This is a genomic window from Kitasatospora sp. NPDC015120 (assembly GCF_043080305.1).
GTDB lineage: Bacteria > Actinomycetota > Actinomycetes > Streptomycetales > Streptomycetaceae > Kitasatospora.
The window spans coordinates 257669-274917 of the sequence record NZ_JBIBVJ010000004.1; the positions used below are offsets into that span (position 1 = coordinate 257669).

A 17249-nucleotide genomic window follows, 5' to 3' on the forward strand; every position below is an offset into this window, starting at 1 on the left:
CTGGCCGGCCCCCGGGCGGCCCGCCCCCCCCCCCCCCCCCGGGGGGCCCGCGGGGGTGGTTCCCCCTAAACACCCCCCCGGGTTTCACGGGGGGGGGGGGGGGGGGGGGTCCCCCCCCCCCCGCCCGTGGTGGGGCGCCCCGCCGGGGGGTCAGGCCGTGGCCGGGGAGATCACCACCGCCGTGCCGTAGGCGCAGACCTCCGTGCCGACGTCCGCCGCCTCCGTGACGTCGAACCGGAACATCAGCACCGCGTTCCCGCCGCGCGCCCTGGTCTGCTCGACCAGCCGCTCCATCGCCTCGTTCCGGCTCTCCACCAGGGTCTTCGTCAGTCCGCGCAGCTCGCCGCCGACCAGCGACTTCAGCGAGGCGCCGATCTGGCTGCCGAGGTGCCGGCTGCGCACGGTCAGGCCGAAGACCTCGCCGATCACGTGGTCGACCCGGTAGCCGGGGATGTCGTTGGTGGTCACCACCAGGACCTGGGCGTCCGGGCGCTGCCCGCCGCCGTACTCGTCGATGTTTGCCATGGGACCCATCCTGCCGGGAATTCGGACGTCGTCGAACAGAGGCGCGCGGGGCGCGCACGGGAACGCACGGGGCGGTAACGGCGAGAACGCGTAGGGTAGCCGGAACAGACCGGTGATCGGAGAGCCGAAAGGCCGTACCGTAGCCCCATGGGCGAGCGAAGCGATCATCCACAGGGGCCGGGCGCGGCGGAGGACTCCGGTGCGCAGGAGATCGAGGCGACGGTGGTCCTCGGCCTGCGGATCACGAACTGGCCGGCGTTGCGCGCCGCGGCCATCGCGGCCGTGGAGGAGCTGGACTTCGAGGGCATCGATCCGGCCGGGCAGCGCCGTGAGCTGCTGCGCGAGGTGGCCGAGGACGCCAACGCGGCGCTCGGCGCGCTGCTGCACCCGGACCGGCTGGTGGCGGCGATCCCGGGGGTGGAGGCGATCGGCGGCACGCTGGAGATCAGCCTCACCGAGGACTTCGCGCCCGACTTCGCCGAGCTGTTCCCGCTGGACGGCGGAGACGAGGAGGACGGCGGCGGCGCGGCCGGCGACTGGACGCTCACCCCGCGCACGGCCTGTCTGCTGCACGCCCAGCTGCTCGGGCTGGCCGACGCCGCCTACGACGACCTCGACGAGCACGAGGACGAGCCGGTCGCCGACGGCGAGGAGGCCGACTGGACGGTGTTCGGGCGGCTGCCGCAGCGCACCTGGCGCCTCCACCGGGGCTGGCGCCGCGCGATGGCCCGCACCTTCGACGACCTCGCCGACGACCTGGCGCTCGGCGAGTGGCCGCTGCCGCGCTGCCTGGCGGAGGAGATCGCGCTGCGGATGGCGCTGGTCGACGCCCGGGCGCTGCTCGGCGCGCAGCCCGAGTCGGTCGCCGACATGATGGGCGACCTCCCGGCGGACCTCTACGACTACGACTGGGACGGCTGCCACGACGAGCTGTTCGGCGTCTACGGGCCGGACGACGGCGATCCGGAGCTGACCGCGGAGCAGCGCGCCGAGCTGCTGCTGACCGCCACCCACCCGGAGGGCTGGTTCCTGACCTACGACGACGCGGAGGAGCGGGACCCGCAGCGCGGCTACCGCCGCTGAGCGCGGCCGCGGGGGCTGGCATGCTGGTCGGGTGACTTCTCCGTTCGACACCCCCGTTCCCGACCCGACGCCCGAGGACCGCGACGCCCGGCCGCAGTACGTGCTGCCGCTGGTGGTCCGGCTGGAGCGTGCGACGCCCCCCGGGCGGACCGACGCGCTGGAGACCTCGGCGCGCGCGGTGCTGACGCTGCTCGCCGACCCGCGCGTCGCCGGGGCCGAGGGGGAGTGGGCGGAGCGGGTCGCGGCCTGGGAGGACGCCCGGATCCGCAAGGTGGTCCGGCGCGCGCGCGGCGGCGAGTGGCGCCGGGCCGGGGAACTGCCCGGGATCACGGTGACGGGCCGGGAGGCGGAGGTGCGGGTCTTCCCGCCGGTGCCGCTGGACGGCTGGCCGAAGGACCTCGCCAAGCTCCAGGTGTCGGGCACCGACCTGGAGGAGGGCGCTCCGGTGGACGCCCCGGCGCCGGGGGTGCCGGTGCTGTGGCTGAACCCGGAGCTGGAGATGAGCGCCGGCAAGACCATGGCGCAGACCGGTCACGCCGCCCAGCTCGCCTGGTGGCGCCTGGACGAGGCGCACCGCAAGGAGTGGGCGGACAGCGGCTTCGCGCTCGCCGTGCGCACCGCGACCCCGGAGGCCTGGGCGGAGCTGGTGGCCGGTGGTCTGCCCCTGGTCCAGGACGCGGGCTTCACCGAGATCGCCCCGGGCAGCTGCACCGTGGTCGCCGACCACCCGGCGCTGCGCGGCTGACGGCCGGCGGTCGTCAGCGGCGGAGCGTGAGGCGCGGCGTGAGGCGCTCCGTGTGGCAGGCGAGGTCGGTGAGCCTGCGGGTCCAGCCGGTGCCGCTGCGTCCGGTGCCGGCCCGGGCCGCCTCCCCGGGAAAGCCGGGGGCGGCGAAGCCGCTCTCCGTCATGCGCAGCCGGGTGTGGTCGCCGGGCTCGGTGGTCAGGGTGAGGACGACCAGGGTGGAGGCGGCCGGGGCGGGGCCGGCCGGGGTGGCGGCGCCGTCGCCCCACGGGCGGCGGAACGCGAGGACGGCGGGCGGCTCCACCCGCTCGACGGGCCCCTGGGTGCCGCCGAGCCAGGCTGCCAGGAACTCCGGCCGGGTGAGCTCCTCCCAGACCCGCTCGCGCGGCGCCGCGATGGTGATCTCACGCTGGATGCTGTCGGCGACCATGCCGTGAACCTCCTCGATCCGTTGCCCGAGGGTCGCACGTCCCGGCCGTCACGTGCAACCTGGGGGTTGCGCGTTGCCCCTGGCGGCGCCCGTCCACGCGCCGCTTTCCCCTCCCTCAGGCCGGGTATGCGTGCGTCTGGGCGGCCTTGACGGCGGCCCAGACCGTCGAGCCGGGCGCGAGGCCGAGTTCCGCGGCCGCCGCCGGGGTCAGGTCGGCGGCCATCGGGACGGCCCCCGCCAGGTCGGCCCGCACCTGGTCGCCGTGCAGGTCCAGGCCGGCGACCGTCAGCTCCCACACGTTGCGTGCGCTGCCCTCCGGCCGGGCCGGGTGCAGGGTCACGGCGGAGGGCGGGAACGCCACGAACGCGGGCCCGGACAGCTCCTCGTCCGTCGTCAGCACGGCGCCCTGCGGCAGCGTCACCCGGTGCCCCTCCGCCGTGCCCCGGTAGAGGTTGAGGCCGACCAGCCGGGCGATGTAGTCGGTGCGCGGCCGGCGCGCGATCTCCGCCGGGACGCCGGACTGCACCTGGCGGCCCTCCTCGATCACGACCAGCCGGTCGGCCAGCACCATCGCGTCCAGCGGGTCGTGCGTGACCAGCACCGCGACCGCCTCGAACTCCGCCAGGTGGCGGCGCAGCTGGGCCCGGACGTCGAGCCGGGTGCGGGCGTCCAGGGCGGCCAGCGGCTCGTCCAGCAGCAGCAGCCGCGGCCGGACGGCCAGCGCCCGGGCCAGCGCCACCCGCTGCGCCTGGCCGCCGGAGAGCCGGCCCGGCCGGGCGTCCGCGTGCTCGGCCAGGCCCATCCGCTCCAGCCAGCCCGCCGCCTCGGCGCGCGCCTCGCGCCGGGAGCGGCCCCGGCAGCGCGGGCCGAACGCCACGTTGTCCAGCGCGCTCAGGTGGGGGAAGAGCAGGTAGTCCTGGAAGACCACGCCGACCGGGCGCTCCTCGGCGGGGGTGTGCAGCCGCCGGGCCGGGTCCTCCAGGACGCGCCCGTCCAGCCGCAGGTGGCCGTCGCCGAGCGGCAGCAGACCGGCCAGCGCGCGCAGGGCGGTGGACTTGCCGGCGCCGTTCGGGCCGAGCAGCGCGACCACCTCGCCGGGGGCGGCGGTCAGCGCGAGGTCCAGGGTGAAGGCGGCGCGCTCGACCCGCAGCCGGGCGTCCAGCCCCGTGGCGGGGCCGCGGCCGGTGGCGGTGCGGGCGGTCGGGGCGGTCATCGGCGGCAGCCTCCGGGGGCAGGGGCGGGGCGGGGTGCGGAGGGCGTCACGGCGTGGTCAGCCAGCGCTCGCGCAGCCCGGCCAGGACGGCGATCGAGACCACCAGCAGCACCAGCGACAGCGCGATCGCCGCCTCCGGGTCCGACTCCATCGCCAGGTAGACGGCGAGCGGCATGGTCTGGGTGCGGCCGGGGAAGTTGCCCGCGAAGGTGATCGTCGCGCCGAACTCGCCGAGCGCCCGCGCCCACGCGAGCACCGCGCCCGCCCCGATCCCCGGGGCGATCAGCGGCAGTGTCACCCGGCGGAACGCCGTCAGCCGGGAGGCGCCCAGTGTCGCGGCGGCCTCCTCGTAGCGCGGGTCGGCGGCGCGCAGCGCGCCCTCGACGCTGATCACCAGGAACGGCATCGCGACGAACGCCTCGGCGATCACCACACCGGTGGTGGTGAACGGCAGGGTCAGGCCGAAGGCGGAGTCCAGCCAGGAGCCGACGATGCCGCGCCGGCCGAGCACCAGCAGCAGCGCCACGCCGCCGACCACCGGCGGCAGCACCAGCGGCAGCGTCACCAGGGCCCGGACCAGCCGCCGGCCCGGCAGTTCGGTGCGGGCCAGCAGCCAGGCCAGCGGCACCCCCAGGACCAGCGACACGCCCGTGGCCGCCGTCGCGCAGACCAGCGACAGCCGCAGCGCCTCCCACACCTGCGGGCTGGTGAGCTGGTCGGACAGCGTGCTCCACGGCGCCCTGACCAGCAGCCCGGCCAGCGGCAGGACGAGGAACGCCAGCCCGAGCAGTGCCGGGAGCAGCAGGGCGACCGGCACCCGGTGCGCCCGCCGGCGCCGTCGGTGCGGCGGGCCGTCGGCGCGGTCGTGGCGGCGGGGGTGGCCGGCGCGGTCGGGGTGGCCGGGACGGCCGGGGCGGCGGATCACGGTGCCTGGAAGCCCGCCGCGGTCAGCACCTGCTGCGCCTCGGGCGACCGGACGTAGGCGACGAAGGCGGCGGCGCCGGCCTTGTTCGGGGCCTTGGCCAGCGCGGCGATCGGGTAGTCGTTCACGGCCTCGGCGGCCTCGGGGAAGTCCACGCCGTCGATCTTCCCGGAATCGGCCCGCACATCGGTGCGGTACACCAGCGACGCGTCGACCTCGCCCAGTTCGACCTTGGTCAGCGCGCCCTTGACGTCCTGCTCCAGGGTGACCGGGGTGAGGCCCACGTGCGCGGCCTTGAGGGCGGTCAGCGCGGCGGCGCCGCAGGGCACCTCCTTGGCGCAGAGCGCGACCTTCACGCCGGGGGCGGCCAGGTCGGCGAGAGCGGCGAGGTGCTTGGGGTTGCCCTTGGGGACGGCGATGGCGAGGGTGTTGCGCGCGAAGGTCGCCGGGGCGCCGGCGGCCCCGCCGGCGTCGGCGACGGTCTTCATGGTGGCCGTGCTGGCGGCGGCGAAGACGTCGGCGGGGGCGCCGGAGGTGATGCTGGCCGCGAGGGCCGAGCTGCCGCCGAAGTTGAAGCCGACCTTGGTGCCGGGATGGGCGGCCTCGAACTTCTTGCCGAGATCGGTGAAGGTCTCCTTGAGCGAAGCGGCCGCGAACACGGTGATCGTCCCGGAGGGCGCGGGGACGCCGGCCGTGCCGCCGGCCGCGGCCGGGTCCGTGGCCGCGTTCCCCGCGGTGCCCGAACCGCCGTCACCGCCGCAGGCGGTGGCGCCGAGCACGAGGACGAGGGCCGCGGCGCCGGCGGCGGTGAGTCTGCGGATGGTCATTGTCGTGCTTCCCCTCCCGGGCGCGCCACGGGGGCGCGGAGCCATGACCGCATCTGCGGCCTCCATGCCGATCATAATGCCGCAGATGCGGGCCTATGATCCCCCCTTCCCTCGCAGGAGCCGGGGCCAGGACCGGCGGTGCGCGCACCCGTCCCGCCGCGGGTGCGCCCCCCGGGCCGCCGGAAAACCCTTCGCGCGCGGCCGCGCCGTGGCGGGAGAGTGGCCCCGTCCGTCCACCAGCCCGTACGCGCACCGGCCGACCGGCCGGGCCGGGGAGGAGTGCGCCCATGTCCACGCTGCGGGTCACCGCCGAGCGGCTGACCGTTCTGGAGCACCCGAACGCCGACGCCCTCGAACTGGCCCAGGTCGGCCTCTACCGCGCGGTGGTCGCCAAGGGGGCGTTCCGCACCGGCGACTGGGCCGTGTACATCCCGGAGCAGGCCGTGCTGCCGGCCCCGCTGATCGCCGAGCTCGGCCTGACCGGGCGGCTCGCCGGGAGCGGGGCGGACCGGGTCAGGGCGGTGCGGCTGCGCGGCGAGCTGTCGCAGGGCATCGTCTGCCGGCCCGCCGCCCTGGCCGGCACCGACCTCCGGGCGGCCGCCGCGCGGGGCGAGGACTTCGCCGCGCTGCTGGGCGTCACCAAGTGGCAGCCGCCGGTGCCCACCACGATGAGCGGCGACGTCGTGCCCGCCCCGGACCTGCTGCCCTGGGTGGAGATCGAGAACCTCAAGCGGTTCCCGGACGTCTTCGAGCCCGGCGAGCCCGTCGTGGTGACCGAGAAGCTGCACGGCAGCTGCTGCCTGGTCACCTACGACGCCGCCACCGGCGAGGTGTGGGTCTCCTCCAAGGGCGTCGGCGCGCGCGGGCTGGCGCTCGCCGAGGACGAGCGCAACCTGTACTGGCGGGCGGTGCGGGCACACGGCGTCGCGCGGGTCGCGGCGCGGCTGGCCGAGCGCCTGGGCGCGCAGCGGGTCGGCGTCTTCGGCGAGGTCTACGGCGCGGGCGTGCAGGACCTCACCTACGGCGGGTCCGGGCGCGGCGCGGAGCCGGGCTACGCGGCGTTCGACGTCTCGGCGCTGGTCGGCGGACGGCTGCGCTGGCTGCCCGCCGCCGAACTGCTGGACGGCGAGCTGCCGTTGGTTCCCGAGCTGTGGCGCGGGCCGTTCGCGGCGGAGACCGTGCTGGCGCTCGCCGAGGGGCGCGAGACGGTCTCCGGGCGCGGGCTGCACATGCGCGAGGGCGTGGTGGTCCGGCCGCTGGCCGAGCGGTACAGCCCGGTGCTGGGCGGTCGCGCCATCGCCAAGGCGGTCGGCGACGCCTACCTGACCCGCAAGGGCGGCACCGAGTACGAGTAGGGGCGCGAACGGCTCGGCGCGCGCCGTGAGGCGTCCGCCGAGCCGCTCCATACGCTCCTTCTGCCGTGATGACCCCTCAGTTACGTTGGACGTGGATCGAAGTGGGACGCGGGGAACGACCGAGGAGGGGACATGGCGCAGACCTTCGCCGCCGTCACCGTGGCTGCGGCCACCGGAGCCGGCGGCTCGAAGCGGATACCGGGGCCGCCCGGGCTGCCCCTGGTGGGTTCGCTGTTCGACCTGACCCGCCGCCCCCTGCGGACGTACCTCGACGCCCGCCGCGACTACGGCGACGTCGTGCGCTTCGTGGCCGGCCCGCCCGGGCTGCGCGCGGAGTTCCACGCCGTCTTCTCCCCGGAGGGCGCGCACCAGGTGCTCGCCGGCCAGGCCGCCAACTTCCGCAAGGACAACAGCTTCTACGACGAACTGCGGACCAGCCTCGGCAACGGCCTGCTGACCAGCCAGGACGGCGACTACCAGCGCCAGCGCCGGCTGATCCAGCCGCTGTTCACCCGCCGCCGGGTGGACGGCTACGCGCGGGCCGTCGGCCTGGAGTGCCGGGCGCTCGCCGACCGGTGGCGGGCGGCGCCCGACGGTGTGGTGGACGTCGCCGGGGAGATGTCGCGCTTCGCGCTGCGCACGGTCTCCCGGATCCTGTTCGGATCGGACGTGGAGGCGGCGGTGGACGTGGTGCACCGCAGCTTCCCGGTGCTGGGGGAGTTCGTCCTCGAACGCGGGTTCGCGCCGGTCCGGCTGCCGCTCTCCTGGCCGACGCCGTCCAACCGGCGTGGCGGTGCGGCGCGCCGCGACCTGTACGCGGTCTGCGACCGGATCATCGCGGAGCGGGCCCGGCGGGCGGAACGGTTCGGCGGGGCCCCCGGCGGTCCGGACGGCACCGGCGGGGCGCACGGCCCGGGCGGATCCGGCGGGGCGGAGGACCTGCTGGAGCTGCTGACCCGGGCCCGGGGCGAGGGCGGCGAGCGGCTGGACCCGGACGAACTGCGCGACCAGGTGCTGATCTTCCTGCTCGCCGGGCACGAGACCACCGCGACCTCGCTCGCCTTCGCGCTGTTCCTGCTCGCCAAACACCCCGAGCAGCGCCGCCTGGCGCAGCGGGAGGCGGACGCGGTGCTCGGCGGGCGCGAGCCGCAGGCCGCCGACCTGGAGGCGCTGCCGTACCTGACCCGGGTGCTGAAGGAGGCCATGCGGCTCTACCCGCCCGCCTCGCAGATGGGGCGCCGCTCGGTGGAGGAGTCGGTGGTCGACGGGCACGTCATCCCGGCCGGCGCCCAGGTGATCCTGGCGCCCTGGGTGACCCACCGGCACCCCGCCCACTGGGAGGAGCCCGACCGCTTCGACCCGGACCGCTTCCTGCCCGAGCGGGAGAAGGCCCGGCACCGCTACGCCTGGTACCCCTTCGGCGGCGGGCCGCGGGCGTGCATCGGGCAGCACTTCTCGATGCTGGAGTCGGTGCTGGCGCTGGGGGCGCTGCTGCGGGACTTCGACCTGGAGGCGGTCGACCGCGGGGTGCGGCTCGGCCAGGGCATCACGCTCCAGGTGAAGAGCCCGATGCGGGTCCGGCTGACGCCGCGCGGCTAGCCCCGGCTAATGCGTGCGCGAATGCGTGCGCGAATGCGTGCGCGAATGCGTGCGCGAAAGCGCGCACGGAACCGCACGCGAAGTCGCGCACGAAAGCGTGCGCGAAGAGCATTCGCAAGAACGTGCGCACGGGAATGTGGACGCGCGAAGAAAAGCGCACGCGTGCACGAATTCGCGGACGAACCACCGAGCGATGCATCGCCGGGATTCGCAGCGGGCAGGAGGACGGAGCAGTCGTTGCGCACGGGTGCGTCATGGCTGCTCCGGCCGGTGGTCGCCGGCCGGGCTTCGGAATGCCGATGTCCGAGGGGGCGGCATGGCGGGCGCGCCGGATTGCCGGGGGGATCAGCGGCCGGACGGCTTTTCCGGGGCCGAGTCGGCGGAATTCGACCGGGTGTTCACGGAACTGCTGCCGAGGCTCCACCGGGCGGCCGCGCGCCTGCTCGGACATCCGTTCGGCGCGGGGGACGTCGTGCACGAGACGTATCTGCGCATCGCCCGGCGCCCCGCCCGCTTCCTCGGCCATCCACGGCCCTACGCCTACGCGTTCACCGCCATGGTGAACGTGGTGCGCGACGAGTGGCGCCGCGACCGTCGCCGGCTGGTGCCGTTCGAGGCGCTGGAGGACGTCGAGGCGCTCGGCGGCGAGGCCGGCGGGCAGGCCGAACTCCAGGCGCACTGGGAGGTCGTGCGGCTGCTGGGCTGCCTGACGGCCAAGCAGGCCCGTGCCGTCCTGCTGGTCGACCTCGACGGGTACGGCCTGGAGGAGGCCGCGGCCCTGCTCGGGGTCCACCGCTCCACCCTGGCCCTCACCCGGCGGCGGGCGCTGGAGCGGCTGCGGACCGTCCTCGAACGGGAGCGCGAGACGGCCGACGGCTCCGGCTCCGGGCGGGGCCCCGACGCGCCGGGCTGACGGTCTGTCAGCTGCCGCCCGGCTCCCGCCCGTACGCTGAACCGTGATCACCTACGAGGAGCACCGGCTCCGCTCCCTGGCGGACCAGGGCCGGTGGATCGAACTGCTGGGCGCCTACCGGCAGGCCCGGGCCGCCGCCGTCGCGCTCGACCCGGCGGCCGGCGGTGCGGCCGGTGGTGCGGCCGGCGGTGCGTTCCGCGCCCCGGGCCGTCCCGCGCAGGGCCGGGCCGCCGCCGCGACCGCCCCGCTCGGCCATCTGATCGCGTACGCCGCGCCGCCCGAGGTGGCGGCCCGGCTGTTCGACCCGGATGGCGGGCCCGGCACCGCCGCCGACGTCACCGACCACGACGCGGGACCGCTCTGGGAGGTGCTGGCGACCCGGCACTCCTGGCGGCGGCTCGCCCCGCTGCTCGGCCCGCCCCCGGTGCGGCGGCTGGTTGCGCAGACCCGGGTGCTGCTCGGCGAAGACCTCTCCCGGGACGCCGAGCCGGACCGGGAGGGCGTCCCGCTGCGGCTGGAGCCGTGGGAGGCGGCGGGCCGCACCGAGGGCGCGCCGGTGCGCGAGTACCTGCGCGACGGCGGTGCGCGCAGTGCGCTGCTGACGCTGCCGGCCAGCCGCGAGGGGCTGGCCCCGGTGGAGCTGCCCGGTCCCGGCGCCCGGCTGCCCGGACAGCCGGCCACCCGGGCGCTCGCCGAACTGGCGGCGTGGGCGCGGGCGGTCTGCGTCCGGGGACCGGCCGCCGAGGCCGCCGCGCAGCTCGCGCCGGGGCGGCTGGTCACCGGCGGGTACCTGCCGTTCGTGCTCGCCTGGCCGGCGCTGGTGCAGGCGGGCGTCACGGGCCGGGCGCACGGCGCGGCGCACGGGCGGCTGGCGCTGTGGCGGGCGCTGGCGGCGATGACCGGCGTCCGGCGGCCGGGGCCGGCGGGGCGGGAGGACCGGGTGGACCGGGTGGACCGGGCGGAGGTGGGCGCCCTGGTGGCCCGGATGCGCTGCTTCACCTGGGAGGACCCGGGGGACCGGCTGCGGCACCTGCACCTCGCGCTGGAGGACCCGGCGAGCGGTCTGAGCTGGGCGCTCAGCGGGTCCGAGGAGGTCTGAGGAGACCGAGCGCGGCGGCGGCGGGTACGGGGAACCCCCGGTCCGGCGCCGTGTCCGGGAGGTTGGGCGGGGCGCCGGACCGGGGGAGTCGGGGGGACTGGGACGGCCGGGACGGCCGACGGCTTCCCCGGTCCACCGCCCGATCAGCACGGTGGCACGGGCGCGCCGGCCGGGCCCATCGCCTGCAGGGCGAAGCCGGTCAGCAGGGCCACGGGGCCGTCCACCGGGCATACCGCTGGACCGGGGGCGGGAACGGCCGGGATACCGGCTGAACGGGTGAACTCGCCTGCTACTCAAGCCAGTTCGCGTGCGTGCTTTGAGTACCCGTACTCAGGCGGCGCGCCCGGGCCCGGTGCCACGCTGCCGTCACGGCGGTCACCCGGCCGCCCGACGGACACGGAAGTGGGGACCGTAGTGAGATTGCTGAGGAGTCTTGGCGGCGCCGCGCTGGCGCTCGCCCTGGGACTGGGGACGGTCGGCGCCGCCGACGCGGCGGCGCCCGGGTCCGACCGGACCGCCGGCACGTCGACCTCGGAGGCGAGCGCCGCGGACGACGCGGCGGCCCGCGCGTACTGGACACCGGAGCGAATGGCGGCCACCGTCGCCGAGGAGGCGCAGGCCGCTGGAGGCGACGCCCAGGACCGGGCCGAGGTCGACGCCGCGGCCGCCCGCCTCACGGCCAACCGGTCGGTCGACCGGACGGTGGGGCGGGTGTTCTACTTCGACACGGTCGACCTGGTGAACAAGACCTGCACGGCCAGCGCCCTCAACAGCCCCTCGAAGATGATGGTGATCACGGCGGCGCACTGCGTCGCGGGCAAGGGCAGCCGGATGAACGGCGGCGAGGCGAAGTGGTTCAAGACCGACTGGATCTACGTGCCCGCCTACAACGGCGCCCTCCCGCACCCGTACGGGACGTTCAGCTGGAAGCAGGCCAGGGTGTTCAACAACTGGCTGGACGAGTCGGACGCCCCCGAGTGGGACGTCGCGATGGTCACCCTCAACCCCAATGCCGACGGGCGGAAGGTCGTCGAGGCGACCGGCGGCAACGGTCTGGTGGTGAACCGGCGCGAGGAGACCTTCGTGACCGCCGTCGGGTACCCGGGGAACGTCGACGACGGCACCACCCAGGTCAGCTGTGCGGGGACCCTGGAGCGGCTGATCCTCTACCCCATCCTGCTGGATCTGCCCTGCCGGACCCTGGGCCCCGGCTCCAGTGGCGGGCCGTGGCTGTGGGTGGATCCGGACACCCTGCAGACGGCGGTCAACGGCGTCACCAGGGCGCACGACGGCCAGGAGATCGACACCCCCTACTTCGATGACAACGTCTGGGGCATGTACACCCGGCAGGGCTCGATCACCTGACGGACCGTCCGTCGCGGCGCTCCCCGGCCGGCCGCGCGGCCGGGGAGCGCCCGGCGAGGGCGGGGTGGCGGCCGTCGGCGGGGAGGGCGGCGGGCCGCGCGTGACCTCCGGGTGGTTCGCTCGTTGGGGAAACGGGCCCGATGTCACCCGCACGGGTGGTTCGGGCGGCCCGGGGGCGGATCCGGACGGACCGGAGAAGTAAGGTAAGCCTCACCTAACTTCTTGGGAGTCCGTCTTGACGCTCGCCGCTGAGCCCGCCACCGGTCCGGCCGTCCCCGCGCCGGCCCCCGCCCCCGCCGCCCAGGACCCCGCTGCCCAGGACCCCGCCGCCGTCCTGCGGCGCCAGCGCGTGCGCGAGTCCGCCGCCCGCACCTACGCGCGCTCGTTCCCGATCGTCCCCGTGCGCGCCCACGGCATGACCGTCGAGGGTGCCGACGGCCGCCGCTACCTCGACTGCCTCTCCGGCGCCGGCACCCTCGCGCTCGGCCACAACCACCCCGTCGTCCTGGAGGCGATCCGCCGCACCCTCGACAGCGGCGCCCCGCTCCACCTGCTCGACCTCGCCACGGCGGAGAAGGACGACTTCACCACCGCCCTGTTCGAGAGCCTGCCGCCCGCCTTCGCCGACGGCGCGCGGGTGCACTTCTGCGGCCCCGCGGGTACGGACGCCGTCGAGGCCGCGCTCAAGCTGATGCAGACCGCCACCGGCCGCTCCGGCGCCCTCGCCTTCACCGGCGCCTACCACGGGATGACCGCCGGCGCCCTCGCGCTCACCGGCAACGTCGCCGTCAAGGAACCGCTGCCCGGCGGCGGCGAGGTGGTCCGGCTGCCCTACCCCTACGGCTACCGCTGCCCGTTCGGGACCGGCGGGCGGGCGGGCGCCGCCCTGTCCGCCACCTACGTCGAGCGGCTGCTCGACGACCCGTCCGGCGGCGTCGTCCCGCCCGCCGCGATGATCCTGGAGGCCGTCCAGGGCGAGGGCGGCGTCGTCCCCGCCCCCGACGACTGGCTGCGCGCGATGCGCCGGATCACCGCCGAACGCCGCATCCCGCTGATCGTCGACGAGGTGCAGACCGGGGTGGGCCGCACCGGCGTGATGTGGGCGGTCGAACACAGCGGGATCGTGCCGGACGCGATGGTGCTCTCCAAGGCGATCGGCGGCAGCCTGCCGCTCGCCGTCGTCGTCTACCGCGAGGAGTACGACGGCTGGCGGCCCGGCGCGCACACCGGCACCTTCCGCGGCAACACGCTCGCCATGGCGGCCGGCGCCGCCACCCTGCGCCACGTCGCCGCCCACGGGCTCGCCGAACGGGCGGCCGTGGTCGGCGCGCGGATGACCGGACGGCTGCGGGCGCTCGCCGGCGAACTGCCCGTGATCGGCGACGTCCGCGGGCGCGGGCTGATGATCGGCGTCGAACTCGTCGACCCGGCGGCGGAACCGGACGCCTGCGGGGCGCGGCCGGCCGACCCCGCACTCGCCGTCCGGGTGCGCGAGGCGTGCCTGGAACGCGGGCTGATCGTCGAACTCGGCGGCCGGCACGACGCCGTCCTGCGGCTGCTGCCGCCGCTCATCATCACCGACGAGCAGGCCGCCGCGGTGCTGGACCGGCTCGCCGACGCCATCGCGGCGGCCTCGGACCCGGCGGCCCCGGACGCGGCGGCCTCCGCGTGAGCGCGGACGGTCGGGACGGTCCGGACGCTCCGGAGGGCGAGGGGCGGTTGGACGCGCTGTCCGGCGGCGTCGGAGGGCCCGCCGCCCTCGGCCCGCTGCTCGCCACCGTCCTCGACGCACTGGAGACCGGCGCCACCCGGCGCGGCGGCCCGCTGCCCGAGGGCCGCCCCGAGGACCTCGCCGCCCGGACCGCCGAGGCGCTCGCCGCCGCCCACGGCCCCGACGCCCTCGCCCGGCTCACCGAACTCCTCGCCCACGGCGCCGCCGACCCGGCCGACCCCTACTGCGCCGCCCACCTGCACTGCCCGCCGCTCGCCGTCGCCACCGCCGCCGACCTCGCCGTCAGCGCGCTCAACCCCTCCCAGGACTCCTGGGACCAGGCCCCCGCCGCGACCGCGCTGGAGACCGCGCTGCTCGCCGAACTCGCCGCCCTCGTCGGCTACGACCCGGCCCACGCCACCGGCGTGCTCACCTCCGGCGGCACCGAGTCCAACCTCATGGGCCTGATGCTCGCCCGCGACCAGAAGCTCGACGGCATCGTCGAACTCGACGGCCTCCTCGGCCAGGCCGCGGGCACCCGGCCCCGGATCTTCGCCTCCCGGGCCGCCCACTTCTCCGTCCAACGGGCGGCCGCCCTGCTCGGCCTCGGTGAACGGGCCGTCGTGCCCGTCGACGTCGACCGCGAGCTGCGGATGGACCCCGCCGCCCTCGAACGCGCCCTGGCCGAGGCCGGCTGGGCCGGCGCCACCCCGCTCGCCGTCGTCGCCACCGCCGGCACCACCGACACCGGGGCCGTCGACCCGCTGCCCGCCGCCGCCGACCTCGCCGTCCGCTACGGCGCCTGGCTGCACGTCGACGCCGCGTACGGCGGCGGAGCGCTGCTCTCCGACCGCCTCGCCCCGCTGCTGGCGGGCATCGGACGGGCCGACTCCGTCTCGCTCGACTGGCACAAACTGGGCTGGCAGCCCGCCGCCGCCGGGGTCTTCCTCGTCCGCCGCGCCGAGACCTACCTGTCGCTCGCCCGCCGCGCCGCGTACCTCAACCCGGCCGACGACGAAGAGGCCGGCTATCCCAGTCTGCTGGGCCTCTCGCTGCGCACCACCCGGCGCCCCGACGCCTTCAAGCTCGCCGTCACCCTGCGCACCCTCGGCCGCGCCGGACTCGGCCGCCTCGTCGACGCCTGCCACGACCTCGCCCTCGCCGCCGCCGACGCCGTCCGCGCGGAGCCGGAACTCGAACTGCACGCCGAACCCGTGCTGACCGCGCTGCTGTTCCGCTACCGCCCGGCGGACGCCCGGGACGACGCCGCCGTCGACCGGGTCAACGCCGCACTGCGCCGCGAACTGCTGCGCACCGGCCGCGCCGTGGTCGGCCGCACCGAACTGCCCGGCGCGGGCCCGGGCCGGGTGCGGCTGAAGCTCACCCTGCTCAACCCGCACACCACTCCTGAGGAGGTCACCGGCCTGCTCGGCGAGGTCGCCCGGGCGGGCCGGGAGGCGTGGCCCGCCGTGCGGTAGGGCGGCCGGCTCGGGCCGGGCGGCCCGCCCGCGTGCGGTGGGTGCGGATCGTCGGGTGGTGGTCGGCCGTGGGAGCGGGTGTTGCCTCGTGTTCTTGGTGGCCTCGTCGGCGGGAGCGGGGCGTGTGATGGCGTTCATGGGTGGGGTGGTGGTCGGCCGTACCGAGCTGCCCGGGCCGGGTGCGGCTGTAGCTCACCTTGCTCAACGCGCACACCATGCCCGAGGAGGTCACTGGCTTGCTCGGCGAGGTCGCCCGGGCGGGCCGGGATGCGTGGCCCGCCGTGCGGGAGGGCGGAGGGCTCCGGCCGAGCGGACCGCCCGGGGGGAGCGTCGTCCTGCGGTGGCGTTCGTGGAGGTGGTCTCGCCGAGCATCGTCATCGGTGGGGCGGTGGGTGCGGATGGTGGTCGGCCGTACCGAACTGCCCGGTGCGGGCGCAGGCCGAATGCAGCTCAGGCTCACCCTGGTCAATCCGCGCACCATGCCCGAGGAGGTCACCGGCGTGGCCCGTGGTGCGGGAGGCCTGCTGGCTCAGGCTGAGCGGTCCTCCCGGGGCCGCCGGCTCGTGGCCGCCGGGCGCCGGAGGGCGGTGGGATCGGGGGTGTCCTGAGGTGGCGTGCACGAAGATGGTCTCGCCGAGCATCGTCATCGGTGGGGCGGTGGGTGCGGATGGTGGTCGGCCGTACCGGACTGCCCGGTGCGGGCGCGGGACGGGTGCGGCTGAAGCTCACCCTGGTCAATCCGCGCACCATGCCCGAGGAGGTCACCGGCGTGGCCCGTCGTGCGGGAGGCCGGCGGGCTCCGGCCGAGCGGTTCGCCCGGGGCCGTCGGCTCGTGGTCGGCCGCGCTTGCGGGCCGGGGGCCGGGGGCTGCCTTGCGGGTGGGTGGCCGGGTCGGGCGGGGGCGGTTCCTTCGAAGAGCGTCACCGGCGGGAACGGCAGCTGCGGATCGACGGCTCGTGCTCGTGGCCGGCCCCGCGCCCGGGCCGTGGGACCGGATTGCCTGGCGGCCGACGGTCCTGCCGAGCATCGGGTGCCGGGTGCCCGGGGGTCTACGGCGAGAGCAGGATCTCGCGGCAGCGCTCCCAGGTGGCCGGGTCGGCGGCGGCGAGCAGGCCGTCCTCGCCGCCGGGGGCCTCGGGGTGGTACGGGGTGCCGTCGAGGCGGGCGGAGCGGCCGCCCGCCTCGGTGAGGAGGAGGGAACCGGGTGCGTGGTCCCAGGGCAGGGTGCGCCAGTAGAGGATGAAGTCCATGGCGCCCTCGGCGATGTCCGGGTACTCGATGCCGGCGGCGTGGCGGCCCGGGGTCACCTCGCCGAAGGCGGTGGTGTTGGCCTCGACCAGGCGGCGGCGGGACGGGTCGAGGAAGCGGCTCTTCACCGAGCCGCGCCACGTGGCCGGGTCGGCGACGGCCGGGGCGCGGGTGAGGCGGTGGCCGTCGCGCCAGGCGCCGGCGCCGAGTTCGGCGGTGTAGGTGGTGGCGGTGACGGGGTGCCGGATCCAGGCGGCGACCGTCCGGCCGTCGCGCACCAGGGAGACCATCACGGCGTACTCGGGACGGCCCGCGATGAAGTTGGAGGTGCCGTCGACGGGGTCGACGAGCCAGGCGGCGGGTTCGGCGTGCAGCGCCCGGGCGAGTGCCGGATCGGCGGCGACGGCCTCCTCGCCCACCACCGGGACGGGCAGCAGCTCGCGCAGTCGCCGGGCGATGATCACCTCGGCCTCCCGGTCGGCGACGGTGACCACCTCGCCCGGGGCCTTCTCCATCACCTCGCCGGCCGCCAGCGCGCGGAACCGGGGCTCCACCACCTCGGCCGAGGCCTCGGCGATGATCTCCGCCACCTTCTCCATCAGCACGTGCCCGCTCCCTTCGCCGGCTACCACTTTCGCACGTCAGTGCGGATTCGGCGTGCGGCAGGGCGGGTGCGGGGCCGCCCGCCGTCATGTGCCACAGCACGCTGACTGTCTCTTCAGCGGGCTGGCTGCCACCA

Annotated in this window: 15 protein-coding genes; 9 read left to right on the forward strand and 6 right to left on the reverse strand. The window is 76.4% G+C overall.

What is annotated here, in order from left to right; translation table 11 throughout:
- Positions 1-150: 150 nt before the first annotated feature.
- Positions 151-525, reverse strand: coding sequence for a YbjQ family protein (locus ACF1AK_RS12820; protein ID WP_391498818.1), 375 nt, complete (start codon positions 523-525; stop codon positions 151-153).
- Positions 526-672: 147 nt separating this feature from the next.
- On the opposite strand from ACF1AK_RS12820, the gene ACF1AK_RS12825 reads away from it, so the two are divergent.
- Positions 673-1608 (forward strand): hypothetical protein, encoded by a 936-nt coding sequence (locus ACF1AK_RS12825; RefSeq protein WP_391498819.1) that lies wholly within the window; start codon positions 673-675, stop codon positions 1606-1608.
- Positions 1609-1639: 31 nt separating this feature from the next.
- Positions 1640-2353, forward strand: a complete 714-nt coding sequence (locus tag ACF1AK_RS12830; protein ID WP_391498820.1) for an aminoacyl-tRNA hydrolase — start codon at positions 1640-1642, stop codon at positions 2351-2353.
- A 13-nt stretch (positions 2354-2366) separates the two neighbouring features.
- Here ACF1AK_RS12830 and ACF1AK_RS12835 read toward each other — a convergent pair whose 3' ends face one another.
- From ACF1AK_RS12835 to modA, 4 genes are all read right to left on the reverse strand, one after another.
- Positions 2367-2780, reverse strand: coding sequence for a hypothetical protein (locus tag ACF1AK_RS12835; RefSeq protein WP_391498821.1), 414 nt, complete (start codon positions 2778-2780; stop codon positions 2367-2369).
- 115 nt (positions 2781-2895) lie between these two features.
- On the reverse strand, positions 2896-3993 hold the full coding sequence (locus tag ACF1AK_RS12840; RefSeq protein WP_391498822.1) for an ABC transporter ATP-binding protein: 1098 nt from the start codon (positions 3991-3993) through the stop codon (positions 2896-2898).
- 46 nt (positions 3994-4039) lie between these two features.
- Positions 4040-4915 carry an ABC transporter permease gene (locus tag ACF1AK_RS12845; RefSeq protein WP_391499057.1) on the reverse strand — a complete coding sequence of 292 codons (876 nt, stop codon included), beginning with the start codon at positions 4913-4915 and terminating at the stop codon, positions 4040-4042.
- The gene (gene modA / locus ACF1AK_RS12850) at positions 4915-5742 is read right to left on the reverse strand and encodes a molybdate ABC transporter substrate-binding protein (RefSeq protein WP_391498823.1); all 828 of its coding nucleotides are present in this window, start codon (positions 5740-5742) and stop codon (positions 4915-4917) included. Before modA ends, ACF1AK_RS12845 begins: the two co-directional genes overlap by 1 nt.
- Before the next feature lie 287 nt (positions 5743-6029).
- On the opposite strand from modA, the gene ACF1AK_RS12855 reads away from it, so the two are divergent.
- The 7 genes from ACF1AK_RS12855 (at position 6030) to ACF1AK_RS12885 (ending at position 15262) form a co-directional block, all read left to right on the forward strand.
- Positions 6030-7097: an RNA ligase (ATP) gene (locus ACF1AK_RS12855; protein WP_391498824.1), complete on the forward strand. Its 1068-nt coding sequence runs from the start codon at positions 6030-6032 to the stop codon at positions 7095-7097.
- A gap of 132 nt (positions 7098-7229) precedes the next feature.
- Complete coding sequence (locus ACF1AK_RS12860; protein ID WP_391498825.1) at positions 7230-8696, forward strand: cytochrome P450; 1467 nt, start codon at positions 7230-7232, stop codon at positions 8694-8696.
- Positions 8697-9090: 394 nt separating this feature from the next.
- The gene (locus ACF1AK_RS12865) at positions 9091-9609 is read left to right on the forward strand and encodes an RNA polymerase sigma factor (protein WP_391498826.1); all 519 of its coding nucleotides are present in this window, start codon (positions 9091-9093) and stop codon (positions 9607-9609) included.
- Positions 9610-9652: 43 nt separating this feature from the next.
- Complete coding sequence (locus tag ACF1AK_RS12870; RefSeq protein WP_391498827.1) at positions 9653-10708, forward strand: hypothetical protein; 1056 nt, start codon at positions 9653-9655, stop codon at positions 10706-10708.
- 420 nt (positions 10709-11128) lie between these two features.
- Positions 11129-12073: a trypsin-like serine peptidase gene (locus ACF1AK_RS12875; RefSeq protein WP_391498828.1), complete on the forward strand. Its 945-nt coding sequence runs from the start codon at positions 11129-11131 to the stop codon at positions 12071-12073.
- A 235-nt stretch (positions 12074-12308) separates the two neighbouring features.
- Positions 12309-13745, forward strand: coding sequence for a diaminobutyrate--2-oxoglutarate transaminase (locus ACF1AK_RS12880; protein WP_391498829.1), 1437 nt, complete (start codon positions 12309-12311; stop codon positions 13743-13745).
- Positions 13742-15262: a pyridoxal phosphate-dependent decarboxylase family protein gene (locus tag ACF1AK_RS12885; RefSeq protein WP_391498830.1), complete on the forward strand. Its 1521-nt coding sequence runs from the start codon at positions 13742-13744 to the stop codon at positions 15260-15262. The genes ACF1AK_RS12880 and ACF1AK_RS12885 overlap by 4 nt, the downstream gene beginning before the upstream one ends.
- Positions 15263-16311: 1049 nt before the next feature.
- Here ACF1AK_RS12885 and ACF1AK_RS12890 read toward each other — a convergent pair.
- Positions 16312-17109, reverse strand: a complete 798-nt coding sequence (locus ACF1AK_RS12890; RefSeq protein ID WP_391499058.1) for an inositol monophosphatase family protein — start codon at positions 17107-17109, stop codon at positions 16312-16314.
- Between the last annotated feature and the right edge of the window lie 140 nt (positions 17110-17249).